This is a genomic window from Actinomadura sp. NEAU-AAG7 (assembly GCF_018603865.1).
In the GTDB taxonomy this organism is placed as follows: domain Bacteria; phylum Actinomycetota; class Actinomycetes; order Streptosporangiales; family Streptosporangiaceae; genus Spirillospora; species Spirillospora litoris.
Window position 1 is genome coordinate 1,546,155 of record NZ_JAHFZY010000001.1, and the last position, 20,601, is coordinate 1,566,755.

Annotated in this window: 19 protein-coding genes; 10 read left to right on the forward strand and 9 right to left on the reverse strand. The window is 73.3% G+C overall.

All coding sequences use genetic code 11. The annotated features are described in order from the left end of the window. The first annotated feature begins 49 nt into the window (after positions 1-49). Together KLI87_RS07040 and KLI87_RS07045 are read left to right on the forward strand one after the other, a co-directional pair. Positions 50-436 carry an STAS domain-containing protein gene (locus KLI87_RS07040; protein ID WP_214616269.1) on the forward strand — a complete coding sequence of 129 codons (387 nt, stop codon included), beginning with the start codon at positions 50-52 and terminating at the stop codon, positions 434-436. 125 nt (positions 437-561) lie between these two features. Next, positions 562-1,170 carry a GAF domain-containing protein gene (locus KLI87_RS07045; protein ID WP_156214255.1) on the forward strand — a complete coding sequence of 203 codons (609 nt, stop codon included), beginning with the start codon at positions 562-564 and terminating at the stop codon, positions 1,168-1,170. 53 nt (positions 1,171-1,223) lie between these two features. Here the strand turns inward: KLI87_RS07045 and KLI87_RS07050 are convergent, their stop codons facing one another. Next, entirely contained in the window at positions 1,224-1,448 is a 225-nt protein-coding gene (locus KLI87_RS07050; protein WP_156214254.1) for a hypothetical protein, read from the reverse strand. Positions 1,449-1,735: 287 nt separating this feature from the next. On the opposite strand from KLI87_RS07050, the gene KLI87_RS07055 reads away from it, so the two are divergent. The 5 genes from KLI87_RS07055 (at position 1,736) to KLI87_RS07075 (ending at position 5,766) form a co-directional block, all read left to right on the forward strand. Next, the gene (locus KLI87_RS07055; RefSeq protein WP_067460243.1) at positions 1,736-1,939 is read left to right on the forward strand and encodes a cold-shock protein; all 204 of its coding nucleotides are present in this window, start codon (positions 1,736-1,738) and stop codon (positions 1,937-1,939) included. Between the two features lie 159 nt (positions 1,940-2,098). Beyond that, the gene (locus KLI87_RS07060) at positions 2,099-3,460 is read left to right on the forward strand and encodes a DEAD/DEAH box helicase (protein ID WP_214616270.1); all 1,362 of its coding nucleotides are present in this window, start codon (positions 2,099-2,101) and stop codon (positions 3,458-3,460) included. A 141-nt stretch (positions 3,461-3,601) separates the two neighbouring features. Further along, positions 3,602-4,303: a hypothetical protein gene (locus tag KLI87_RS07065; protein ID WP_156214252.1), complete on the forward strand. Its 702-nt coding sequence runs from the start codon at positions 3,602-3,604 to the stop codon at positions 4,301-4,303. Between the two features lie 54 nt (positions 4,304-4,357). After that, complete coding sequence (locus KLI87_RS07070; protein ID WP_214616271.1) at positions 4,358-5,203, forward strand: MBL fold metallo-hydrolase; 846 nt, start codon at positions 4,358-4,360, stop codon at positions 5,201-5,203. Further along, positions 5,200-5,766, forward strand: a complete 567-nt coding sequence (locus KLI87_RS07075; protein ID WP_156214250.1) for a carboxymuconolactone decarboxylase family protein — start codon at positions 5,200-5,202, stop codon at positions 5,764-5,766. Before KLI87_RS07070 ends, KLI87_RS07075 begins: the two co-directional genes overlap by 4 nt. 743 nt (positions 5,767-6,509) lie before the next feature. Here KLI87_RS07075 and KLI87_RS07080 read toward each other — a convergent pair. The 8 genes from KLI87_RS07080 to KLI87_RS07115 form a co-directional block, all read right to left on the reverse strand. After that, entirely contained in the window at positions 6,510-7,349 is an 840-nt protein-coding gene (locus KLI87_RS07080; RefSeq protein ID WP_214616272.1) for an SDR family oxidoreductase, read from the reverse strand. A gap of 12 nt (positions 7,350-7,361) precedes the next feature. Next, positions 7,362-8,453, reverse strand: a complete 1,092-nt coding sequence (locus KLI87_RS07085; protein WP_156214249.1) for an ABC transporter substrate-binding protein — start codon at positions 8,451-8,453, stop codon at positions 7,362-7,364. A 62-nt stretch (positions 8,454-8,515) separates the two neighbouring features. After that, a complete protein-coding gene (locus KLI87_RS07090; RefSeq protein WP_214616273.1) occupies positions 8,516-9,676 on the reverse strand; it encodes an acyl-CoA dehydrogenase family protein in 1,161 nt (386 codons plus the stop codon). Further along, positions 9,676-11,829, reverse strand: coding sequence for an acetate--CoA ligase family protein (locus tag KLI87_RS07095; protein ID WP_214616274.1), 2,154 nt, complete (start codon positions 11,827-11,829; stop codon positions 9,676-9,678). The genes KLI87_RS07090 and KLI87_RS07095 overlap by 1 nt, the downstream gene beginning before the upstream one ends. A 17-nt stretch (positions 11,830-11,846) precedes the next feature. After that, on the reverse strand, positions 11,847-12,635 hold the full coding sequence (locus tag KLI87_RS07100) for an enoyl-CoA hydratase/isomerase family protein (protein ID WP_214616275.1): 789 nt from the start codon (positions 12,633-12,635) through the stop codon (positions 11,847-11,849). Positions 12,636-12,727: 92 nt separating this feature from the next. Further along, a complete protein-coding gene (locus KLI87_RS07105; protein ID WP_214616276.1) occupies positions 12,728-13,888 on the reverse strand; it encodes an ABC transporter ATP-binding protein in 1,161 nt (386 codons plus the stop codon). Continuing rightward, complete coding sequence (locus KLI87_RS07110; RefSeq protein ID WP_214616277.1) at positions 13,885-14,769, reverse strand: ABC transporter permease; 885 nt, start codon at positions 14,767-14,769, stop codon at positions 13,885-13,887. The genes KLI87_RS07105 and KLI87_RS07110 overlap by 4 nt, the downstream gene beginning before the upstream one ends. Further along, positions 14,766-15,665, reverse strand: a complete 900-nt coding sequence (locus tag KLI87_RS07115; protein WP_214616278.1) for an ABC transporter permease — start codon at positions 15,663-15,665, stop codon at positions 14,766-14,768. The genes KLI87_RS07110 and KLI87_RS07115 overlap by 4 nt, the downstream gene beginning before the upstream one ends. 328 nt (positions 15,666-15,993) lie before the next feature. Between KLI87_RS07115 and KLI87_RS07120 the strand changes: the two genes are divergently transcribed. From KLI87_RS07120 to KLI87_RS07130, 3 genes are all read left to right on the forward strand, one after another. Next, positions 15,994-17,283: a CdaR family transcriptional regulator gene (locus KLI87_RS07120; RefSeq protein WP_214616279.1), complete on the forward strand. Its 1,290-nt coding sequence runs from the start codon at positions 15,994-15,996 to the stop codon at positions 17,281-17,283. A gap of 195 nt (positions 17,284-17,478) precedes the next feature. Continuing rightward, positions 17,479-18,912, forward strand: a complete 1,434-nt coding sequence (locus tag KLI87_RS07125) for an aldehyde dehydrogenase family protein (RefSeq protein ID WP_214616280.1) — start codon at positions 17,479-17,481, stop codon at positions 18,910-18,912. Continuing rightward, on the forward strand, positions 18,909-20,585 hold the full coding sequence (locus tag KLI87_RS07130; protein WP_214616281.1) for a thiamine pyrophosphate-binding protein: 1,677 nt from the start codon (positions 18,909-18,911) through the stop codon (positions 20,583-20,585). The genes KLI87_RS07125 and KLI87_RS07130 overlap by 4 nt, the downstream gene beginning before the upstream one ends. Positions 20,586-20,601: the final 16 nt, after the last annotated feature.

A 20,601-nucleotide genomic window follows, 5' to 3' on the forward strand; every position in this document is an offset into this window, starting at 1 on the left:
CATGGCGTCCGAACCCGGCGGCCCCGTACTCCGGATCGGAGACACCAGCATGACCAGCGCCGACCGTCCCGCACCCCCCACCGGGCTGAGCCGCGAGCGCCGCCCGGGAGCCACCGTCGTCGCCCTCCGCGGCGAACTCGACATGGCCACCGCGCCAGCGCTGCGGGAGGCCCTGCGGATCGCCCTGCGCGACCCGGGCGCCCTCGTCGTCATCGACCTCGCGGACGTGACCTTCTGCGACGCCTCCGGCCTCGCCCTGCTCGTCGGCACGCGGCGGCGGACGGAGCGCGAGGGCGCCGCCGTCGTGCTCGCCGCCCCCCGCCCGCAACTCGCGAGGCTGCTGGAGATCAGCGGTCTCGACCGGTACTTCAGCGTGCACCGCACCGTCGAGGCGGCCGGGCTCGCCGGGCCCGGCGGCGGATCGGCCGCGGCCTGAACCCGCCGGGGACCGGGACGCCGCACGAGGCGGCCCGGCCGGACGACGAGGCCCGGCACGGCGACGCCCGGCAGGAGGAGGCCAGGCACGACGAGGCTGGGCACGGCGAGGCTGGGCACGGCCCCGTGCCCCCGCCCGCGACGCCGCGGGACGGCGCGGGGCCCGCGGGCGTGCCGCCGATCACCTGGCGGCCGGCGCGGGCCCCGCGGCCCGCCGAGGAAGGGCACCGGCTCGCGGCGTCGTTCGACCTCATGGCCGCGATCCTGGGCGGCGCCGAGCCCGCGGAGGCGCTCGGCCTGGTCGCCGAGCACGCCCGCGCCATGGCCCGCGCGCCGCTGGCGTTCGTCGCGCTGCCCGCCGAGGACGGCGGCAACACGCTGCGGATCGAGGTCGCGGTCGGCGCCGGCGGTGACCGGCTGCGCGGGCTGACCGTCCGGCGCGGCCGGTCGATGATCGGACGCGTGTTCAGCTCACGGCGGGCCCTCTCGTCGCGGGTCGCCGTCGACCAGGGGCTCAGCGAGCTTCCGCCGGGCCCCATCCTCATGCTCCCGCTGGAGACGGGCGAGGCGACCCGCGGGGTGCTGGCCGTCGTCGACCGGCCCGGCGCGTCGCCGTTCACGACGGCCGTGGCGCGGGACCTGATGCTCTTCGCCGACATGTCGGCGCGCCTGATCGAGCTCGCGGAGGAACGCCGCGCGACCGGGCTCGCCCCGGCGCCCGGGACGTTCTCCTGAGCGCGCGGCGCGGTACCGGCGGCCGGGACCTCCGAACGGGGAAGGGCCCGGCCTCAGAGCGGGAAGAGCTTCGCGTACGGCGCCGGGATCCGGACCTTGCGGGTGCCGAAGTCGACGAAGACGGCGTCGCGCTCGACCTCGACCACGCGGCCGAGGCCGTACTTGTCGTGGGTCACGCGGTCCTCCACGGCGAACTCCTTGGCGGGCGGAGCCGGTGGCGGTGGCTTGAAGGGACTGGTGGGCAGGTGTCGCCGCTGCGCGGCTCGCGGGGGTCTCATCAGCGCTAGTATGCGCCCGTCCGGACCCTGACGGGGCCCCGATCGGTGACCGCTTGGCGAATTCGTTGCGTCCGAGGCGTCCCGGCGGCACTTCCATGACGCTCCGGCGGTGGGGGCCCGGGGTCATGTGGTAGTGTCCGGGACGTTGCGGTTCCCATAGACATTTGTGTGCGCCTGCTGGTTCCACCTCAGGCGCATTTTTGTTGTTCGGATCTTCCGGATGGGCCATCGCGGCGTCCGCGGGCCCACAGGGTGTGGGACCCGGACTGAGCCAAAAGGAGATCACCATGGCCACCGGCACCGTCAAGTGGTTCAACGCCGAAAAGGGCTTCGGCTTCATCGAGCAGGACGGCGGAGGCGCCGACGTCTTCGCCCACTACTCCAACATCGCGGCGCAGGGCTTCCGCGAGCTCCAGGAAGGCCAGAAGGTGTCGTTCGACGTCACCCAGGGCCAGAAGGGCCTCCAGGCGGAGAACATCGTCCCCGCCTGACACCCTGCACGGCACGGCGCGGGCGGGCCCTCGGCCCGTCCGCGCCGTTCCCGCGCCCATCGTCTCCCGGTTCGTTCTTGAGATTTCTTCGCCCGGCCCTCCGGCCGGTCCCGCGCAGCGGAGCACTCCTCGACACGCGCCATCACTGAGGAAGGTTCCATGCCCCGAAGCGCCACCCGCGTCCGCCGTCCCGCCCTACCCCCGGTCTCGTCCTTCGCCGAGCTCGAACTGCCGCCCGCCCTGCTGGCGGCGCTGACCCGCGAGGGCGTCACCGACCCGTTCCCGATCCAGGCGGCGACGCTCCCGAACGCCCTCGCCGGACGGGACGTCCTCGGCCGCGGCCGCACCGGCTCCGGCAAGACCCTCGCGTTCGGGCTCGCCACGCTCGCCCGCCTCGACGGCCGGCGCGCCGCGCCCCGGCGCCCGCTCGCGCTGGTGCTCGTCCCGACCCGGGAGCTCGCGCAGCAGGTCACCACCGCGCTCACCCCGTACGCGGACGCGCTGCGGCAGCGCCTCGTCACCGTCGTCGGCGGGCTGGGGATCGGGCGGCAGGCCGCCGCGCTCGAACGCGGCGCCGACGTCCTGGTCGCCACGCCCGGCCGCCTCGCCGACCTGATCGAGCGCGGCGACTGCCATCTCGGCGACGTGGCGGTCACCGTGCTGGACGAGGCCGACCAGATGACCGACATGGGCTTCCTGCCGCAGGTCACCCGGCTCCTCGACCAGACCCCGCCCGGCGGGCAGCGGATGCTGTTCTCCGCGACGCTCGACCGGAACGTCGACACGCTCGTCCGCCGCTTCCTGGACGACCCGGTGACGCACTCGGTCGACCCGTCCGCGGGCGCGGTCACGACGATGGAGCACCACCTGCTGCACGTCGTCGACACCGACAAGCTGGAGACCACCGCGCACATCGCCGCCCGCGACGGCCGCGTGATCATGTTCGTGGGCAAGAAGCACGGCGCCGACCGGCTCGTCCGCAAGCTGCGGTCCCGGGGCGTGCTCGCCGCCGCGCTGCACGGCGGCAAGACCCAGTCGCAGCGCAACCGCACGCTGGAGGGCTTCCGGACGGGCGACGTCGCCGTCCTGGTCGCCACCAACGTCGCCGCGCGCGGCATCCACATCGACGACCTCGACCTCGTCGTCAACGTCGACCCGCCCGCCGACCACAAGGACTACCTGCACCGGGGCGGCCGCACCGCCCGCGCCGGCGCGTCCGGGACGGTCGTCACGCTCGTCCTGCCCGACCAGCGCCGCGAGGTGGACGCGATGATGTCCGCCGCGGGGATCGCGCCGCGCACGACCCGCGTCCGGCCCGGCGACGCCGAGCTGGCCCGGATCACCGGCGCCCGGACCCCGTCGGGGACGCCCGTCCCCGCGCCCGCGCGCCCCGCCGCCAAGCAGGCCGCCAAGCCCGCGGGCAAGGCCCCGGCCAAGGCCGCCGCCGCCGCGCCGGCGGGCCAGGCGCGGCGCCCGCGCCGCCGCAAGCCCCGCCGCGGCGCGTCGTCCCACAACACCTGATTTCCGCGAGAACGGCACCCCGCCACCGGCGGGGTGCCGCCGCATGCCCATTGACATGGTGCAGAATGTATGGTTCATTCTGAATGATTGTCCGAGCGATGTCTCCGCCCGTGCGGCCGGAGCGGAGGTGGCGACCGTCCCATGGGTGAACAACCGCTGAGCTGCCCGTTCTTTCTCGCGGTGGGCCTGAACACCCGTCCGGACGAGCCCGAGGGTATGAAGCGGGCGCTCGCCGACTTCTACGACGAAGTCCACCTGCGCGAGGTCGTCACCCTCAACGAGGGGTTCGTCAGCGCCGCGCGGTACGAGCTGACCGACTCCGGTGGCGCGGGCGACGCCGTCCCGTACTGGCTCGCGGTCTACGGCATCGACGGCGAGGAGTCGGCGCGCCGCTTCCTCGCCCGCCTGGACGGTCCCGAGGACCAGCGCGTCACCTACACGCCGGGGCCGCCCTGGGAGCGCATCGCGGTCGTGTGGCGGATGATCTGGCGGAACACCGGCTCGACCGGGGCGGACGACCTCGTCCCGGGCCGCATCGCCATGATCGGGATGGACCCGGCGGCCGACGCGTCGCCCGCCGAGGTCGCGGAGTTCGACGACTTCTACACGCGGACGCACCTCCCGGAGATCGTCGCCGGGTTCGGCTACGACAGGGGGAGCCGCTTCCAGCTCTGGCACGAGTTCCGGCACCCCGCGCCCGGCTGCCCCGCGTACAACGCGGTCTACGAGGCCGAGGACGCGCGGGCGCCCGCGCCGCCGGCGGGGGTCTCCCTCACGCCGGGGCCGCGCGCCTGGGAGGAGCGCCAGGTGCGGTGGCGGGTCAAGTACAAGCGAATGGGCTAGAAAGCGGGATTGGGGTGGTGGGGCGTGCTTTCGGCGACGCTCGATGTCGGCCGTATGAGGGTGACGCATATCAGTGACGGGGTCGCGCAGCGGTCCAGCCGGTACTGGTTCCATGGCGTCGACCCGTCGGAATGGATGCCGGAGGTGGGCGTCTCCGACCCGGACACGCCGTTCACGGTGAACTTCGGCGGTTTCCTCATCACCGGCGACGGTCATGTGACGCTCGTCGACACCGGCTGGGGCCACCGCGCCGGCGAGATCCCGGGCATGGCGGGCGCGGGCGAGCTGCCCGCGACGCTGGCGAGGCTCGGGGTCGAGCCCGGCGACGTCGACCGGATCGTCCAGACCCACCTGCACGCCGACCACTGCGGCTGGCTGGTGAAGGACGACGAGGGCACGCTGACGTTCCCGAACGCGACCGTCTACGTGCACGAGCGCGAGGTCGACTACTGGACGAGCGACGAGGTCGACGAGATCCCGGTGAACCGCGAGTTCGCGACCAAGGCGCGCCCCCGCCTGCGGGCCGTCACCGGCGCCGGGCGCCTGCACGCCTACGACGGCGAGCTGCCGCTGTCCGACGAGGTCACCATCCTGCCCACGCCCGGCCACACCCCGGGGCACGTGTCGGTGATGGTGGCCTCCGGCGGCGCGACCGCGCTGCTGGTCGGCGACCTGGCGCATCATCCCGTCCACCTGGAGCACCACTGCTGGCTGCCGAGGGTCGACCACGACCCCGTCCAGTCGCTGCGCAGCCGGGAGCGGATCACCGCGCTCGCCGCCGACCGGGGCGCGACGATCCTCGCGCCGCACTTCCCCATCCCCACCGCCGTCGACCTCGACCGCGACGCCGCGGGCGCGCTGCGCACCGCCGTCCGCACCGACCTTGGGAGCGCCTCGTGACCACGCCCGGACCCCGCATCCCGCCGCTGCCCGTCGAGGAGTACCAGGCGCTCGAACGCGAGCTGTTCGGCGACGCCGCGTTCACCGGAACCATGCACGTCGGCCGGACGTGGGCGCACAACCCGGGCCTGATGAAGGCGCAGCGCCCGCTCCAGGAGTACCTGCTGAACGCCTCGTCGCTGCCCGGCCGCGACCGCGAGCTGGCGATCCTGCGGATCGTCTGGCGGCGCGGGTCGGAGTACGCCTTCGGCCAGCACGTCCGCATGGGACGCGCCGCCGGGCTCACCGACGCCGAGATCGAACGCGTCCCGCACGGCCCGGACGCCGACGGCTGGACGGCGTTCCAGAAGGTCCTGCTCCAGGCGGTGGACGAACTGCACGACGCGGGCCGCCTCTCCGACGACACCTGGCAGGCGCTCGCCCGCCGCTACGAGGACGCCCAGCTCATCGACCTGATCGCGGTCGTCGGCCGATACTGGGCGGTCGCGGTGATGCTGAACTCCGTCGGCGTCCAACCCGAGCCCGGCCTCCCCGGCTTCCCCGCCGACGCCCCCCAGACCTAGCCCGCCCCGCACGCCCCTGACCGGCTGCAACGCGCCGCAAGAAACCTCAGCGCTCACGCGAACCCACCCCTGACCGACTGGAGCGCGCCGCACGAAGACTCACCGTTCGCGCGGACGCGTGCATGACCGGGTGGAGCGCGACGCAGGAGACCTCAGCGCTCACGCGGACGCACCCCTGACCGGCTGCAACGCGCCACACGAAGACTCAGCGTCCGCGCCGACGCGCACCTGACCGGCTGGAACGCGCCCGCACGGAGAGCCTGGCGCTCGCGCGGACACTTACATGACCGGCTGGAGCGCGCCACAAGAGACCTCAGCGCTCACGCGAACCCATCCCTGACCGGCTGGAGCGCGCCGCACGAAGACTTACCGTTCGCGGCACGCGCGCCTGACCGGTTGGAACGCGCCGCATGGAGAGCCTGGCGCTCGCGCGGACATACCCCTGCAACGCGCCGCACGAAGACTCACCGTTCGCGCGGACGCGCGCCTGACCGGGTGGAGCGCGCCGCACAGGGACCTCAGCCGTCGCGCGGGCGCGTAGCTGAGCGGTGGGGCCGACGCCGGAGGCGAGGCCCCACCGCGAAGATCGCGAAGCGATGCCGCGCCCGCCAAAGGCGCGGTCAAGGGGGCGAGCCGCCAGGCGAGCCCCCTTGGGCCGTGACTTCATGAATAACGCCTACCGGCCGGCCGTCCCTCTCGGTCACGCTGCTCGGGAGGGGTGTGGAGGCCGGCCGGTAGGACGTTCAGTGTCGCGCTCCAGCGGCGGGAGCGCCTCCTCCGTTGGTCGTGGTAATGGCCTCGCCGAGCGGCGGGCCGTAGATCTGCTTGCCGAGCCACTGCCCGCCGTCGGCCGTGAGGACCTCACCGGTGATGTAGGACGCGCGGTCGCTGAGCAGGAACCCGGTGAGGTCCCCGATCTCGGGCGGTACCGCGAACCGGCCCATCGGCACCGAGGCGAGGACGCGCGCGCGGTCCTCCGGGGTGGCCCACAGGGCGCCGCCCGCGCCGTCGGTCTCGGTCGGGCCGGGGGCGACGCAGTTGAGCCGGATGCCGTGCCGCGCCCACTCGACGGCGAGCGTCCGCGTCATCGACACGACGCCCGCCTTGGCGGCGGCGCTGTGCACGGTGCCGGGGTGGCCCGTCCACGCGTAGGTCGCGATCACGCTGACGACCGCCCCCGGGGTGCCCGCCTCGATCATCGCGCGGGCCACCGCCGACGTGCAGTTCCACGTCCCGTTGAGGACGATGTCGACGACGGCGCGCCAGCCGTTGGGGGACAGGCTCTCGGCGGGCGTGACGAAGTTCCCGGCGGCGTTGTTGACGAGCCCGTCGATCCGTCCGAACCGGTCGAGGCCCGCCGCGACGCCCGCCCCCACGGCGTCGGGGTCGCGGACGTCGGCGGGGAACGCCAGGGCGTGCCCGCCCTGGCGCTCCACCTCGGCGGCGACCGACTCCAGCGGCTCCTTCCGGCGCCCGAGCACGGTCACGGACGCGCCGAGCCGGGCGAGGTGGAGCGCGGTGGCCGCGCCGATGCCGCTGCCGCCCCCGGTGACGAGGTAGGCACGGCCTGCCAGTGATTCCACAGAAGTTTCTCCTCAGGACTTCGCGAACTGCTGGAACCGCTTCAGGACGGCGTCGCGGTTCTTCCCCCACCACTCGCTGTTCTGGAGGAACTGGACCTCCAGGTTCGCCGGGTGTGACGGGAGGGTCTTGGCGAACTCCTTGTCCATCAGCGCGAGCGCCTTGGAGTTCGCGGGACCGTTCGGGTACTTGCTCCAGATCGTCGCCTGCACCTGCGGCCGGACGGAGTACTCGATCAGCTTGAAGGCGTTCTCCTTGTTCGGCGCGCCCTTGGGCACCGACCAGCTCGCCAGCTCGAACATGCCGCCGTTGTAGGTGAAGTCGAGCGGAGCGCCCTTGGTCTTCAGCTCGCCGACCCGTCCGGAGAAGATGCTGGTGGCGCCGACCTGCTTGCTGACGAGCATCTGGCCGGGCTGGGCGCCCGACACCCACCACTGCGGCACGTGGCCCTTGAGCCGGTCGAGGCTGCGGAACGCGCGGTCGACGTCGATCGGGTACACCGACTTCGGGTCGACGCCGTCACCGAGCACCGCGAACTCCATGTCCGGCGGGACGCCGTTGTCGGCGCCGCGCAGCGACCTGCGGCCGGGGAACTTCTGGGTGTCCCAGAAGTCGCGCCAGCCGGTCAGCCGCTTCCCGGCCCCGATCACCGAGGTGTTCCAGGCCAGCACGACCGAGAACAGGTAGTAGGTGACCCAGTTCTTGTCGACGTAGGACGGGTCGATGCCGGGGATGTTGAGCAGGTTGTCGGGCAGCGTCTCGAAGTACTCGCGCCCGATCGGCAGCACGGTGCCGGGGCCGCCCGCGATGAGGTCCCACTCGATGTTGCCGGTGTCGACCATTCCCTTGATCTTGGCGCCGGTCGGCGGCCCGGACACCACGACCTCGATGCCGGTCTCCTTGCTGAACGGCTCGAAGATGTACTTCTTCTCGGCCTCGACGAGCGCGCCGCCCCAGTCGGCGACCACGACGCGCTTGCCGCCCCCGCCGCCGGAGCCGCCGCAGGCGCCGAGCACGGGCGCCGCCGCGAGGCTGCCCGCCAGCAGCGCGCCGCCCTTCAGGACGCCTCGGCGCGAGAGTGAGGGTGAGTTGCCGGTGATCTTCATGGCTGATCCTTCGTGGGGTGGGCGGCGGGTGTCGACCTCGTGGTGAGTGGGCGGGCGGTGGGTCAGGAGAACATGCCGCGCTTCAGGAGCTGCCGGGCGAGGATGATGCGCTGGATCTCGGAGGTGCCCTCCCAGATCCGCTCGATCCGCGCGTTGCGGTAGGCGCGCTCGACGTAGGTCTCGTTCATGTAGCCGGTGCCGCCGAAGATCTGCAGGACGCGGTCGGCGACCCGGCCGAGCGCCTCGCTGGCGAACAGCTTGGCCGCCGACGCCCGAGCGTGGACGATCTTGGGCGCCTCGCCCTGGTCGGCCGCCCACGCCGCGTTGTAGGTCATCAGCCGGGCGGCGTGCAGGTCGGTGGCGCAGTCGGCGAGCATGAACTGGATCGCCTGGTAGTCGGCGATCGGACGGCCGAACTGCACCCGCTGCTTGGCCCACTCGACGCCGTCGTCGATGAGCCGGGCCATCGGGCCGAGGCAGCGCGCGGCGGTCATGATCCGTCCGCTGCTGAGCCCGCCGTGCGCGATGCCGAAGCCGCGCCCCGGCTCGCCGAGGACGTTCCCCTCCGGGACGGCGCAGTCGTCGAACACCAGCTCCGCCTGCCGGTAGCCGCGGTGGCCCATCGTCTTGTGGAGCTGCCCGACACCGAACCCGGGCGTGCCCTTCTCGACGAGGAACGCGGTGATCCGGTCCTGCTCGCGGTCGGGGTGGGTGAGCGCGAAGACGATCGCGAAGTCGGCCGAGTCGCCGTGGCTGATGAAGCGCTTGCGGCCGTTGATCACCCAGGATCCGTCGCGGAGTTCCGCGCGGGTGCTGATGCCCGCCGCGTCCGACCCGGTGTCGGGCTCGGTCAGCGCGAAGCACCACTGGATGTCGCCGCGCACGCACGGCAGCAGGAACCGCTCGCGCTGCTCGCCCTCGCAGGCCAGCAGGATGCCCGGGGTCGTCGGGACGACCTCGGCCAGCCCGCCGAGCGCGCGGAACAGCTCCTCGGTGACCAGCACCTGGCTGAGCACGTCCAGCCCGCCGCCGCCGACCTCCTCGGGCATGCCCATCGAGTTCAGGCCCATCGCGACGGCCCGCTCCCGGATCCGGTGCTCGACCTCCTCGGGCAGTCCGTCGTGCTCCTCCACGTAGTCCTCGTGCGGGATCAGCTCGGTCTCGGTGAACCTGCGGACGGCCTCGCGGAACTCCACGAGGTGGTCGGGAATCGCGAAGTCCATCAGTCCCGCCCTCCTTTCTCCTCCGGGCGGCGGACGACCAGCGCGTCGAGCGCGAGGCAGCCGTCCGGCCCGGCCAGCAGTGGGTTGACGTCGATCTCGGCGACCTCGGGCAGTTCGGCGAGCAGGCGGCCCACGGCGGCCGCCGCGTCCGCCAGCGCGTCGAGGTCGGCGGGGGGCGAGCCCCGGTAGCCGCGCAGCAGCGCGCCGGCCCGCAGCCGGCCCACCGCGTCGAGGACGTCGTCGCGGGTGAACGGCCACAGCAGCCCGGCCGAGTCGCCGAGCAGTTCGGTGAGCACGCCGCCCGCGCCGAGGACGACGAGGGAGCCGGCGGCGTCGTTGCGCCCGCCGACGATCAGTTCGGTGCCGGGCCCCGCCATCCGCTCGACGAGGACGCCGGGCGCGGGGCCGTCCCCGGGGGCGTCGACCGCCGCGGCGGCGCGCCGCATGATGCGGGCGAACGCCCCGCGCAGCGCGTCCTCGTCGCGCAGCCCGACCTCGACACCGCCGATGTCGGACTTGTGGGCGACGCCGGGCGCGTGGAGCTTGCACACGACGGGGTAGCCGACGCGGTCCGCGACCGCGGCGGCCGCGTCGGCGTCGGCGGCGACCCCGCCGGACGGCGACCCGATCCCGTACAGCGACAGCAGCTCCTTGGCCCGCGACTCCGACAGCGGGCCGTCCAGGAGCGCGGCGGCGCGGCGCCTGCGCTCGGGGTCGGCGGGCGGCTCGTCCGGCCGTGCGATCGAAGGACGCGGCGCCCCCGCGAGCGCGATCGCCCGCAGCGCCGGACGCGCCCCCGCGAGCAGCGTGACGCCGTGCCGCCGCGCGAGCGCGATCAGCCCGGACGTGACGTCGGTGGTCGTCGTCATCAGCACGACCGGCACGTCCAGCTCCGCCGCCGCCTCGCCCGCGCCGATCACCATCTCGGGCCAGCCGATCTCGTCCAGCGGCTCGGAGTGGGTGGGGGCGTCGCCCGCGAACGCGACGACGTCCACGTCGGGGGAGGCGCCCATGGCGAGCGCGGCCGTCCGGTACATGGCCTGGTCGCCCCAGGCGTTGGCGCCGAGGTCGAGCGGGTTGCGCACCGCCATGTAGGGCGGCAGCGCGGCGGCCAGCCGGTCGCGCGCGGCCCGGTCGAGGTCCGCGAGCGCGACGCCGGTCGCGTCGGCGAGGTCGGCGACCAGGCCGCACTCCCCGCCGGAGCTGGCGTAGACGCCGACGCTCCGGCCGCGCGGGCGGCGCGGCGCGGCCAGCAGCGAGCTGAGCGCGATCATCTCGTCCAGGTCGTCGACGCGGTAGACGCCGGTCTGGCGGAACAGCGCGTCGTAGGAGGCGTCCCGCCCGGCGAGCGTGCCGGTGTGCGCGACCGTCGCGGCCTCGCCCACCGCCGACCGCCCGACCTTCAGCACGATGACCGCGACGTCGCGCGCGGCGGCCCGCTCGGCCAGGGCGCGGAACCGCGCCAGGTCGGCCAGGCCCTCCATCACCAGGCAGACGACGCGGACGCCGGGGTCGGTGAGGAAGTACTCCAGGCAGTCCGCGAGGTCGAGGACGGCCTGGTTGCCCGCCGACACCCCGTAGGCGACCGACGGGAGCCGCCCCGACAGCATCGTGGTCAGCGCCATGTTGCCGCTCTGCGCGGCGAGCGCGACGACGCCGTCGGCGTCCGCGTGCAGGAGCGGCAGCTCGATGCCCCACAGCGCGGCGCGGCCCCGGAAGCTCGCGACGCCCAGGCAGTTCGGCCCGATCAGCGGGAGGCGGCCGCCGGCGGCGGCGACCAGCTCGCGTTGCAGCCGCCGCCCGGCCTCGTCCCGCTCGCCGAACCCGGCGCCGAACACGACCATGGATCCCGCGCCGAGGTCCGCCGCCTGCGCCGCCAGCGCGGGGACGCCCGCCGCCGGGATCGCGGCGGCCACCGCGTCCGGCGCCTCGGGCAGGTCGGCGAGCGAGGGGTAGGCGCGCACCCCGTCCACCTCGGCATGGGACGGGTGGACGGCGTAGAGCCGCCCGGCGAACCCGGCGCCGCGCGTGTTCCGCAGCGTCCGCAGCCCGTACCCGCCCTTGGGGGAGGCGCCGACGACGGCGATGCTCGCGGGGCGGAACAGCCGGTCGAGCCGGTGCCCCGCCACTACCTCCGAGACGACCTCTGACATGGCCTCCGACATCGTCATCATCGCCCCACGAAGACCGGGCGGCGCTTCTCGATCGCGGCCTGGAGGCCCTCGACCTTGTCCTCGGTGTGCACGCAGATCCGCGCTCCCCGCGCCTCGTTGCGCAGCGCCTCCTCGATCCCGATCGTGTGCCCGAGCCGGATGTTCTGCTTGGCCTCGCCGATCGCCACCGTCGGCCCGGCCGCGAAGATCCGCGCCTGCTCCAGCGCGCGCTCCAGCAGCCTCTCGGGCGCCACGACCTCGCTGACGACGCCGATGCGCAGCGCCTCGTCCGCGTCGATGATCCGGCCGGTGTAGATCAGCTCGGCGGCGCGGGTCTCGCCGACGAGGCGGGGCAGCAGGTAGGAGCCGCCCGCGTCGGGGCAGATGCCGCGCTGGGCGTAGACCTGGCCGAACCGGGCGGCGGTCGAGCCGAACCGCATGTCGGCGGTCAGCGCGATGTCGAAGCCCGACCCGGCGGCGACGCCGTTCACCGCCGCGACCACCGGCTTGGGCAGCCAGTACAGGCGGGCGATGGTCCGGTGCATCTTCGCGGGCCAGGACTCCTCGTCGGCGTCGGACCGCGCCGCCCACTCCTTGACGTCCGCGCCCGAGCAGAAGCCGCGCCCCGCGCCCGTGATCACCAGCGCGCGGACGTCGGGGTCCTTGCCCGCCCGCATGACGACGCGGTCCAGCTCGTCGATGTCGGTGTTGGCGATCGCGTTGAGCCGTTCCGGGCGGTTCAGCGTGAGCACACCGACGTCGCCGTCCATGTGCCAGGTGCAGCACTTGAGTGCTGGGACTTCCATCACTTCGCCTTTCCGGTGCGAATCACGGCATGCTCGAACAGAGGTCGCGGCGGGGGAGTGTGCTCTCGGACGCCGGTGTCCCGGCGGGGGGGTCAGTTGACGCGGGCGAGGAAGCGGCAGTCGCGCGCCGTCCAGCTCAGCCAGTGCGCCGAGCCGGCCGCGTAGTCGGCCTTGGCCGCCGACGGCACGATGACCTGCATCTCCGCGCCCTGCTCGGTGCGCAGGTGCACCTCGATCTGCGGGCCGAGGTAGACCTGCGCCGCGACCGTGCAGGCGACCGCGTTGCGCTCGGCCGGGTCGGGCCTGTCGGTACCGATCCGGATCCGCTCGGGACGGATCATGAACTCGCCGCCCGTCTCCGCCGAGCAGTCGTTCTCGGCGTCGACGAGGATCCGGCCCGCGATCCCCTCCACCTCCACGACCGTGTGCGCGCCCTGCTCGACCCGGGTCGCGGGGAGGCAGATCGACTGGCCGAGGAACCTCGCGACGAACGAGTTGACGGGTTTCTCGTACAGCTCGTCCGGCGGCGCGGTCTGCTGGAGCACGCCCTGGTGCATGACGCCGATCCGGTCGGACAGCGCCAGCGCCTCGTCCTGGTCGTGGGTGACGTACAGGACGGTCGCGCCGATCCGCCGCTGGAGCGACTTGAGCTCCAGCCGCATGTGGTCGCGGAGGTTGCGGTCGAGGGCGCCGAGCGGCTCGTCCATCAGCAGGACGCTCGGGTCGAACACGAACGCCCGCGCGAGCGCCACCCGCTGCTGCTGCCCGCCCGAGAGCTGGCGCGGGTAGCGGTCGCGGAACGGCGTGAGCTGCGTCATCGCCAGCACGCGGTCCACGTGGCCCTGCGCCTCGGCCTTCTTCATCCGCCGCATCCGCAGCGGGAACGCGATGTTCTGCGCGACGGTCATGTGCGGGAACAGCGCGTAGTTCTGGAACACCAGCCCGATGTTGCGCTTCTCGGGCACCTCGTCGGTGACCGCGCGCCCCGCGAGGTAGACCTCGCCGGCGGTCGCCGACTCCAGGCCCGCGAGGATGCGCAGGCTCGTGGTCTTGCCCGAGCCGCTCGGCCCGAGCAGCGTGACGAACTCGCCCTTGCCGATCGCGAGGTCGAAGTCGTGCACGGCGGGCGCGTCCCCGTACCACTTGTGGACGCCGTCGAACACGACCTGCCCGGCCGTCTCCGCGCGGCGCTCCCCGGCGGGCCGCTCGTCGGTCATCTGCGCGCCGCGCCCGGCGCGTCCCTGCTCGGTCATCGGCGCTCCCGCCGTTCGCGGATGGTCTTGATCAGCTCGGAGAGGCAGAACAGCCCGACGCAGACGGCGATGAGGATCGTTCCGGCGACCGCGAGCGTGGGCGTCAGGTCGTAGCGCACGCTGTCCCACAGCTTGCGCGCGAGGGTGACCGAGTCGTTGCCGGCCACGAACAGGATGATGACCGCCTCGTCGAAGGCGATCACGAACGCGAACAGCGCGCCCGCCGAGATCGCGGAGGTCAGCGACGGCAGCGTGATCCGCAGCAGCGTCCGGGTCATGCCGGCGCCGAGCGTGCGCGCCGCGTTCTCCAGCTCGGGGTCGAACTGCTGGAGCGCGCTCGACACCGACACGAGGACGTAGGGGATGCCCATCACCGAGTAGGCGACCGCGACCATCTGCCACTGGCCGATCAGCTTGTAGTCGGCGAAGGTGAAGTAGTAGCTCATCGCCAGCACGATGATCGGGATCACCAGCGGCGAGTACAGCAGCGCGAACACCAGGCCCTTGCCCCGGCTGGTGCTGCGCGCCAGGCCCCAGGCGGCGACCGTGCCGACCACGGTCGCGATCACCGCCGCCAGCAGCGCGATCCGCGCGGACAGCAGCGTCGCCTCCACCCACGCCGAGTCGGCGAAGAACCGCCGGTAGTGGTGCAGCGACCAGCCCTCCAGCGGGAACGACAGGTAGTCGGCGCTGTTGAAGGACTCCAGGACGACGATGAGGATCGGGATCACCAGGAACGCGAACACCAGCGTGACCACGCCCAGCAGCGACCAGTGCAGCGCGCGCTCCATGGGCGTCGCGGGCAGGCGCCCGCGCCGCCGCGTCGGCGGCCTCGTCCTCGGGACGCCGGGCGCCTCGATCGTGCTCGCGGGAACGCTCACAGGGACACCAGCCCCTTCACCTTCGTGAGGCGGCGCACGACCAGCGTCAGCGCGGTCGCCAGCACCAGCAGCATGGTCGCGAGCGTCGCGGCCATCCCCCAGTCGAAGTTCACCTGGACGTTCTGCGCGATCACCACGGCGATCGTGCTCTGCTTCGGGCCGCCGACCAGCGCGGGCGTGACGTAGAAGCCGAGCCCGATGACGAACACGAGCATGCCGCTGCTGACGATCGCCGGGACCGCCAGCGGCAGGTACACCTGGACGAACGCCCGCACCGGGCCCGCGCCGAGGGACCGCGCCGCGCGCGGCAGCGACGCGTCGATCTGGTCGAGCGTGCCCTTGATGATCAGGATCGGGAACGGCAGCAGGATGTGGGTCATCGCGATGACCACCGCGCTCTCGCTGTAGAGCAGCCCCTGCGAGTCCCCGGTGAGCGGGTCGAGCACCTTGGTCACCAGCCCGTTGTCACCGAGGAGGACGATCCAGGCGAACGAGCGGACCAGGATGCTCGTCCAGAACGGAATGACCACGAGAAGGGACAGGAAGCGCGCTTTACGCGCGGACGTGCGGGCCAGGAAATAGGCCACCGGGAATCCGAGGACGACCGTGAGCACGGCCACTTCGAGTGACAGCCGAACGGTCACCCAGAGGACGTCCCAGATCGTCGAATCGGTCGCCGCCTCGGTGAAGTTCCCGAATCCCGCCTTCGGCTCGGTGACGCTTTTCATCAGCATCTTGCCGACCGGATAGGCGTACACGATCGCCATGAACGCGACCGGCAGTCCGAGCGCCATCGTGACGAAGGTCGGACGCCTGCCGCGCGCTCTCGGCGCGACCCGTCCGGGGGCGGGACCGCCGCCGGGGGGAAGCCTTGTGATGGTGGTGCGCGCCGTCATGATTTCACCGTCCCTCCGTTCCTGCGTGCACCCGGAACGGGCGACACGCGGTTCCGCTGGGGACCGGTGGCGCCGGTCCGCGCCGCATGTCGACACAGTCAACGTTTAAGGCCGCTCCATGTCATGAGGTCGCGCTCACAAAAGTCCCTCAGGGCACCTGTGCCGGTGACACAGTCCACAGGCGCGTTCACTGGACGGAAGGGCCCCGGTGAGGGCCCGGGTCGCGCCCGCAGGCCGTTGACGTGGGACGACATAGCGTGTTAGACCACCACGACCCGGGTCTTCGAGGCGATGCCGATCTTGCGGACCCGGTTCTGGGAGGGTGATCATGGCACCATCCGGCACGTCGCACGCCACCGCCGATCACATGACGGCGGTGTCGCGCGAGTTGAGTTCGGCGTCGACGGCTCTCGCGAACGAGTTCGTCCGCCAGTACGTCTCCACGACCGATTCCGGTTCGGTCGACCGCCAGGCGCCCGTCGAGGCGTTCGAGATGGCGGTGCACGTGATCGACCTGTGCGCGAACGGGCTGGTCGACCGTCCGCCGCCCGGCGGAACCCCACCCGGCGGGATGCCCGCCACCGGGCCGCCGTCCGGACGCGGCGCCCGCATGGCCCTCCAGGGCAAGCCGGTCGCCGAGGCCGTCGAGTGGCTGCGGCTGCTGGAGCGGGTCGTCACCGACCACGTGCTCGCCCACGCCACCGGCGGGATGGACGAGATCCGGGCCGTGCTCGGCAGGCTCGCCGAGCTGTTCGACGTCCTGTGCACACGGGAGCTGGAGTCCTTCACCGCCACCTACAACGAGCTGGCCGGATGGCAGGCGCGGGTCAGCACCGACCTGCTGAGCTGCCTGATCGCCGGGCCCGTGGTGGACGCGAGCACGGTGAACGACCAGGCCAGGATGCTCAACATCAACCCGCACCAGCGGTTCCGCGCGGTCGCGGCCTACCACGACCCGGCGCCGACCTCGCAGCAGTGGGTGCGGGCCCGGCGGCGGATCATGGAGGTGCTATGGCGGCACGACCCGCGCCGGGAGATCCTGCTGCGCGAGCGGCGCGGCCTGCTGCTGGCGCTGGTGCCGATCGAACGCGAGGGCCCCGGCCTGGTCGACCTGCTGACGACCATGCTGGACGGCGAGCCCGGCCGGGCGCTGTTCGTGTCGGCGGGCGAGCCGGGCCAGTCGCTGTCGGCCGCCGGGCACAGCTGCCGGCAGGCGCTGTCGGCCCTGGAGATCAGCATCTACCGGGACCAGCGCGGCCAGGTCACGCAGTGCACGGACGTGATCCTCGAAGTGCTGCTCGCGCACAACCGCTGGGTGTCCAAGCGGCTCATCGAGACCCGGATCGGGCAGCTCGTCGAGAAACCGCATCTGCTGGACACGCTGCGCGTCTATATCGCCTGCGATATGGCGTTGCAGCGCACCGCCGAGGAACTCGTCGTGCATCCGAACACGGTCGCCTACCGGCTGCGGCAGATCGCCACGCTCACCGGCCGGGATATGCGCCGGATCACCGACATCGGTGATCTCAACGTGGCGTTGATGGCCTTTGACGCGATCCAGATGAGGCGCGACCGGGAAGAGGCGCGGACGGATCTTCGCGCGCGGTTGTTCGCCTGACCGGCGGGCCGCCGGGCCGGGCCCCGTGCCGCACGCCCCGTGCCGCACGCCCTGTGTCGCTCACCCTGTGCCGCTCACCCTGTGCCGCTCACATAATGAGTGCCGGATTTCTTTGGTGGCCCGGCCCGAACAGGTCTTCGCCGTTTGATCCTAGGCTTCGAGACCAATCGCCCAGGACCTGGTGAGCGGAGCGTCATGGACCATCGTGCGGACACATACATCGACGGGCAATGGGTCGAGAACAATGGCGACGACGTCATCGCGGTCATCGACCCCTCGACCGGGCAGTGCGTCGCCACCGTCCGCGAGTCCTCCACCGACGACATGGACCGGGCCGTCGAGGCGGCCGGGCGGGCCCGCCCCGTCCTGCGGGCGATGCCGCCGGACGAGCGGGCCGCCCTCCTCGACCGCGTCGCGGGCGAGTTGGCGGCGCGGGAGGGCGGGCTCGCCGAGCTGATCTCCAGCGAGATGGGCATGCCGCGCAAGCACTGCCTCGGCTACCAGGTGCGGACCGCGATCGGAACGTTCCGCAACAGTGCGGCGGCGGCGCGCGGGATGGACTTCACCGAGCGGATCGGCGGGTCCACCGTGCTCCGCGAGCCGGTCGGCGTGGTGGCCGCGATGACCCCCTGGAACTTCCCGCTGCTCCAGACCGCCGCCAAGCTCGGCCCGGCGCTCGCGGCGGGCTGCCCGGTCGTGCTCAAGCCGAGCGAGATCACGCCGCTGGACGCCTACGTGCTGGCCGAGGCCGTGCACGCGGCGGGCGCGCCGCCCGGCGCGCTCAACCTGGTGTTCGGCAACGGCCTGCACGTCGGCGAGTACATGACCCGCCACCCCGGGGTGTCGATGGTGTCGCTGACCGGCTCGACCCGGGCGGGTCGCCGGGTCGCCGAGCTGGCCGCCGCGTCCATCAAGCGGGTGACGCTGGAGCTGGGCGGCAAGTCCGCCGCGATCGTGCTGCCGGACGGGGACCTGGAGGCGGCGGTCGAGCGCGTCGTCCGCACGGTCGCGATCAACACCGGGCAGACCTGCACCGCGCTGACCCGGCTGCTCGTCCCGTTCGAGTCGATGCCGGACGCCGAGGAGCTGGTCGCGGCGGCGCTCGCCGGGTACCGGGTCGGGCCGTCCGACGACCCGGACGCCGACGTCGGCCCGCTCGCCAGCGCGAGCCAGCGGCACCGCGTGACCGACCACATCGAACGCGCGCTCGTCGACGGCGCCCGCACGATCTGGGCCTACCCGGACGCGGAGCTGCCGCGCGCCGGGTTCTTCACCGGCCCGGCCGCGTTCGCCGTCTCCGACCCGCGCATCGTCCTCGCGCAGCAGGAGGTGTTCGGGCCGGTCCTCGCGGTGATCCCCTACGTCGGGGAGGACGAGGCGGTCGCGATCGCCAACGGCACCCCGTACGGGCTCGCGGGCGCGGTCTGGTCGCGCGACGAGGAGCACGCGCTGCGGGTCGCCGAGCGGATCGAGGCGGGCAGCATCGAGATCAACGGCGCCCCGTTCAACGGGCTCGCGCCGTTCGGCGGCCACAAGCAGTCGGGCTACGGCCGCGAGCTGGGCGCGCACGGCATCGCGCAGTTCACCGAGCTGAAGTCGATCCAGCGGCACACGGCGGCGGCCCGATGAGCGCCCCGACGGGCGACAGGGCCCGCAGCGGAGGGGACCTCGTCGCGGAGGCGCTGCTCGCGCTCGGCGTCGAGCACGTGTTCGGTGTGGCGAGCGTCCACAACCTGCCGATCCTGGACGCGATCCGGCGGCACAACGGCCCCCACCATGGCATCACGGTCGTGAACGTCCGCCACGAGCAGGGCGCCGTGCACGCGGCCGACGGCTACGCCCGCGTCACCGGACGGCTCGGCGTCGCGCTGGCCTCGACCGGCCCCGGCACGGCCAACGCGATGGGCGGGCTGTTCGAGGCGCACTTCGCGGGGTCGCGGGTGCTGCTGATCACCGGGCAGATCGAGAGCCGCTTCTACGGCCGCGCCAAGGGCTACCTGCACGAGGCGGAGCAGCAGCTCACGATGCTGCGCACGCTCACCCGCGAGTCCTGGACGGTGCGCCGCGCCGAGGACATCGCCGACACGGTCGTCGCGGCCGGACGCGCGGCGGGGACGGGGGCGCCGCGCCCCACCGCCGTCGAGATCCCCGTCGACCTCCAGTACGCGTCCGTACCGGAGTCGCTGACGGTGTCGGGGCCCGCGCCGGACGTCCACCCGGTGCCGCCCGAGGACCGGCTGCGCGCGGCGGCCGACCTGCTCGCCGGGGCGAAGCGGCCGCTGATCTGGGCGGGCGGCGGCGTGCTGAGCGGCGGCGCCTGGCCGGAGTTGCGCCATCTCGTCGACCGGCTGGAGATCCCGGTGGTGACGTCCGTCCAGGGACGCGGCGCGCTGCCCGAGGACCACCCGCTCTGCCTCGGCGCGCTGGTCACGACACCGCCGCTGCGCGAGGTCGTGGAGAGCGCCGACGTCGTCCTCGCCGTGGGCGCGCGGTTCCAGATGTACACGACGGACGCGTGGCGCCTGCGCCTCACCGACAAGCTCATCCACGCCGACGCCGACACGAGCGTGTTCGGCCGGACCTACCCGCCCGCCGTCGCGCTGCACGGCGACGCCCGCGCGACCCTCCGCGCGCTGGACGAGCGGGTGGCCACCTGCGACGCCGCCGCCGACTGGGTCCCCGGCGCGCGCGAGGCCGCCGCGCGGGCGCGGGAGGCGTCGCTGGAGGCGCTCGGCCCCGACCACCGCGCGATCGTGGACGTCGTCCGGCGCGTGCTGCCGCGCACGGGCGTGGTCGTCCGGGACTCGACCGTGCCCGCCTACGCCTGGGGCGACCGGCTGCTGCCGATCCTGGCGGCGCGGACCTCGCTGCACCCCGCGTCCGCCGCGATCGGCCCCGGGCTGCCGCTCGGGATCGGCGCCGCGATCGGCAGCGGCGAGCGGACCGTCGTCATCCACGGCGACGGCGGCATCATGCTGTCGATCGGCGAGCTGTCGACGCTCGCGCAGGCGGACGCGCCGGTGACCGTCTGCGTGTTCAACGACCAGGGGTACGGGGTGCTGCGCGACGTCCAGCGCGCGACCTTCGACGGCGCCCGCAACGACGTCGACCTGCACACCCCCGACTTCGTCGCGCTCGCGGCGGCGATGGGCGTGCGCGGGGAGAAGGTCACCGACGTCGCGGGCTTCGACCGGGCGCTGACCCGCTCGGTCGCCGGACCGGGCCCGTATCTGATCGAGATCGACCTGACCGCGCTGGCGCCGATGAAACGCCGGATCGGCCGCCAGCGACTGCTGAGCTGAGCCCTCGCCCATGGTG

What these genes read in the sequence shown, in the direction of transcription:
- KLI87_RS07095 (WP_214616274.1), bottom strand. Translation starts at nt 11,829, where the DNA reads ATGTCAGAGGTCGTCTCGGAGGTAGTGGCGGGGCACCGGCTCGACCGG.
- KLI87_RS07085 (WP_156214249.1), bottom strand. Translation starts at nt 8,453, where the DNA reads ATGAAGATCACCGGCAACTCACCCTCACTCTCGCGCCGAGGCGTCCTG.
- KLI87_RS07115 (WP_214616278.1), bottom strand. Translation starts at nt 15,665, where the DNA reads ATGACGGCGCGCACCACCATCACAAGGCTTCCCCCCGGCGGCGGTCCC.
- KLI87_RS07130 (WP_214616281.1), top strand. Translation starts at nt 18,909, where the DNA reads ATGAGCGCCCCGACGGGCGACAGGGCCCGCAGCGGAGGGGACCTCGTC.
- KLI87_RS07100 (WP_214616275.1), bottom strand. Translation starts at nt 12,635, where the DNA reads ATGGAAGTCCCAGCACTCAAGTGCTGCACCTGGCACATGGACGGCGAC.
- KLI87_RS07060 (WP_214616270.1), top strand. Translation starts at nt 2,099, where the DNA reads ATGCCCCGAAGCGCCACCCGCGTCCGCCGTCCCGCCCTACCCCCGGTC.
- KLI87_RS07090 (WP_214616273.1), bottom strand. Translation starts at nt 9,676, where the DNA reads ATGGACTTCGCGATTCCCGACCACCTCGTGGAGTTCCGCGAGGCCGTC.
- KLI87_RS07040 (WP_214616269.1), top strand. Translation starts at nt 50, where the DNA reads ATGACCAGCGCCGACCGTCCCGCACCCCCCACCGGGCTGAGCCGCGAG.
- KLI87_RS07065 (WP_156214252.1), top strand. Translation starts at nt 3,602, where the DNA reads ATGGGTGAACAACCGCTGAGCTGCCCGTTCTTTCTCGCGGTGGGCCTG.
- KLI87_RS07050 (WP_156214254.1), bottom strand. Translation starts at nt 1,448, where the DNA reads ATGAGACCCCCGCGAGCCGCGCAGCGGCGACACCTGCCCACCAGTCCC.
- KLI87_RS07070 (WP_214616271.1), top strand. Translation starts at nt 4,358, where the DNA reads ATGAGGGTGACGCATATCAGTGACGGGGTCGCGCAGCGGTCCAGCCGG.
- KLI87_RS07105 (WP_214616276.1), bottom strand. Translation starts at nt 13,888, where the DNA reads ATGACCGAGCAGGGACGCGCCGGGCGCGGCGCGCAGATGACCGACGAG.
- KLI87_RS07125 (WP_214616280.1), top strand. Translation starts at nt 17,479, where the DNA reads ATGGACCATCGTGCGGACACATACATCGACGGGCAATGGGTCGAGAAC.
- KLI87_RS07120 (WP_214616279.1), top strand. Translation starts at nt 15,994, where the DNA reads ATGGCACCATCCGGCACGTCGCACGCCACCGCCGATCACATGACGGCG.
- KLI87_RS07055 (WP_067460243.1), top strand. Translation starts at nt 1,736, where the DNA reads ATGGCCACCGGCACCGTCAAGTGGTTCAACGCCGAAAAGGGCTTCGGC.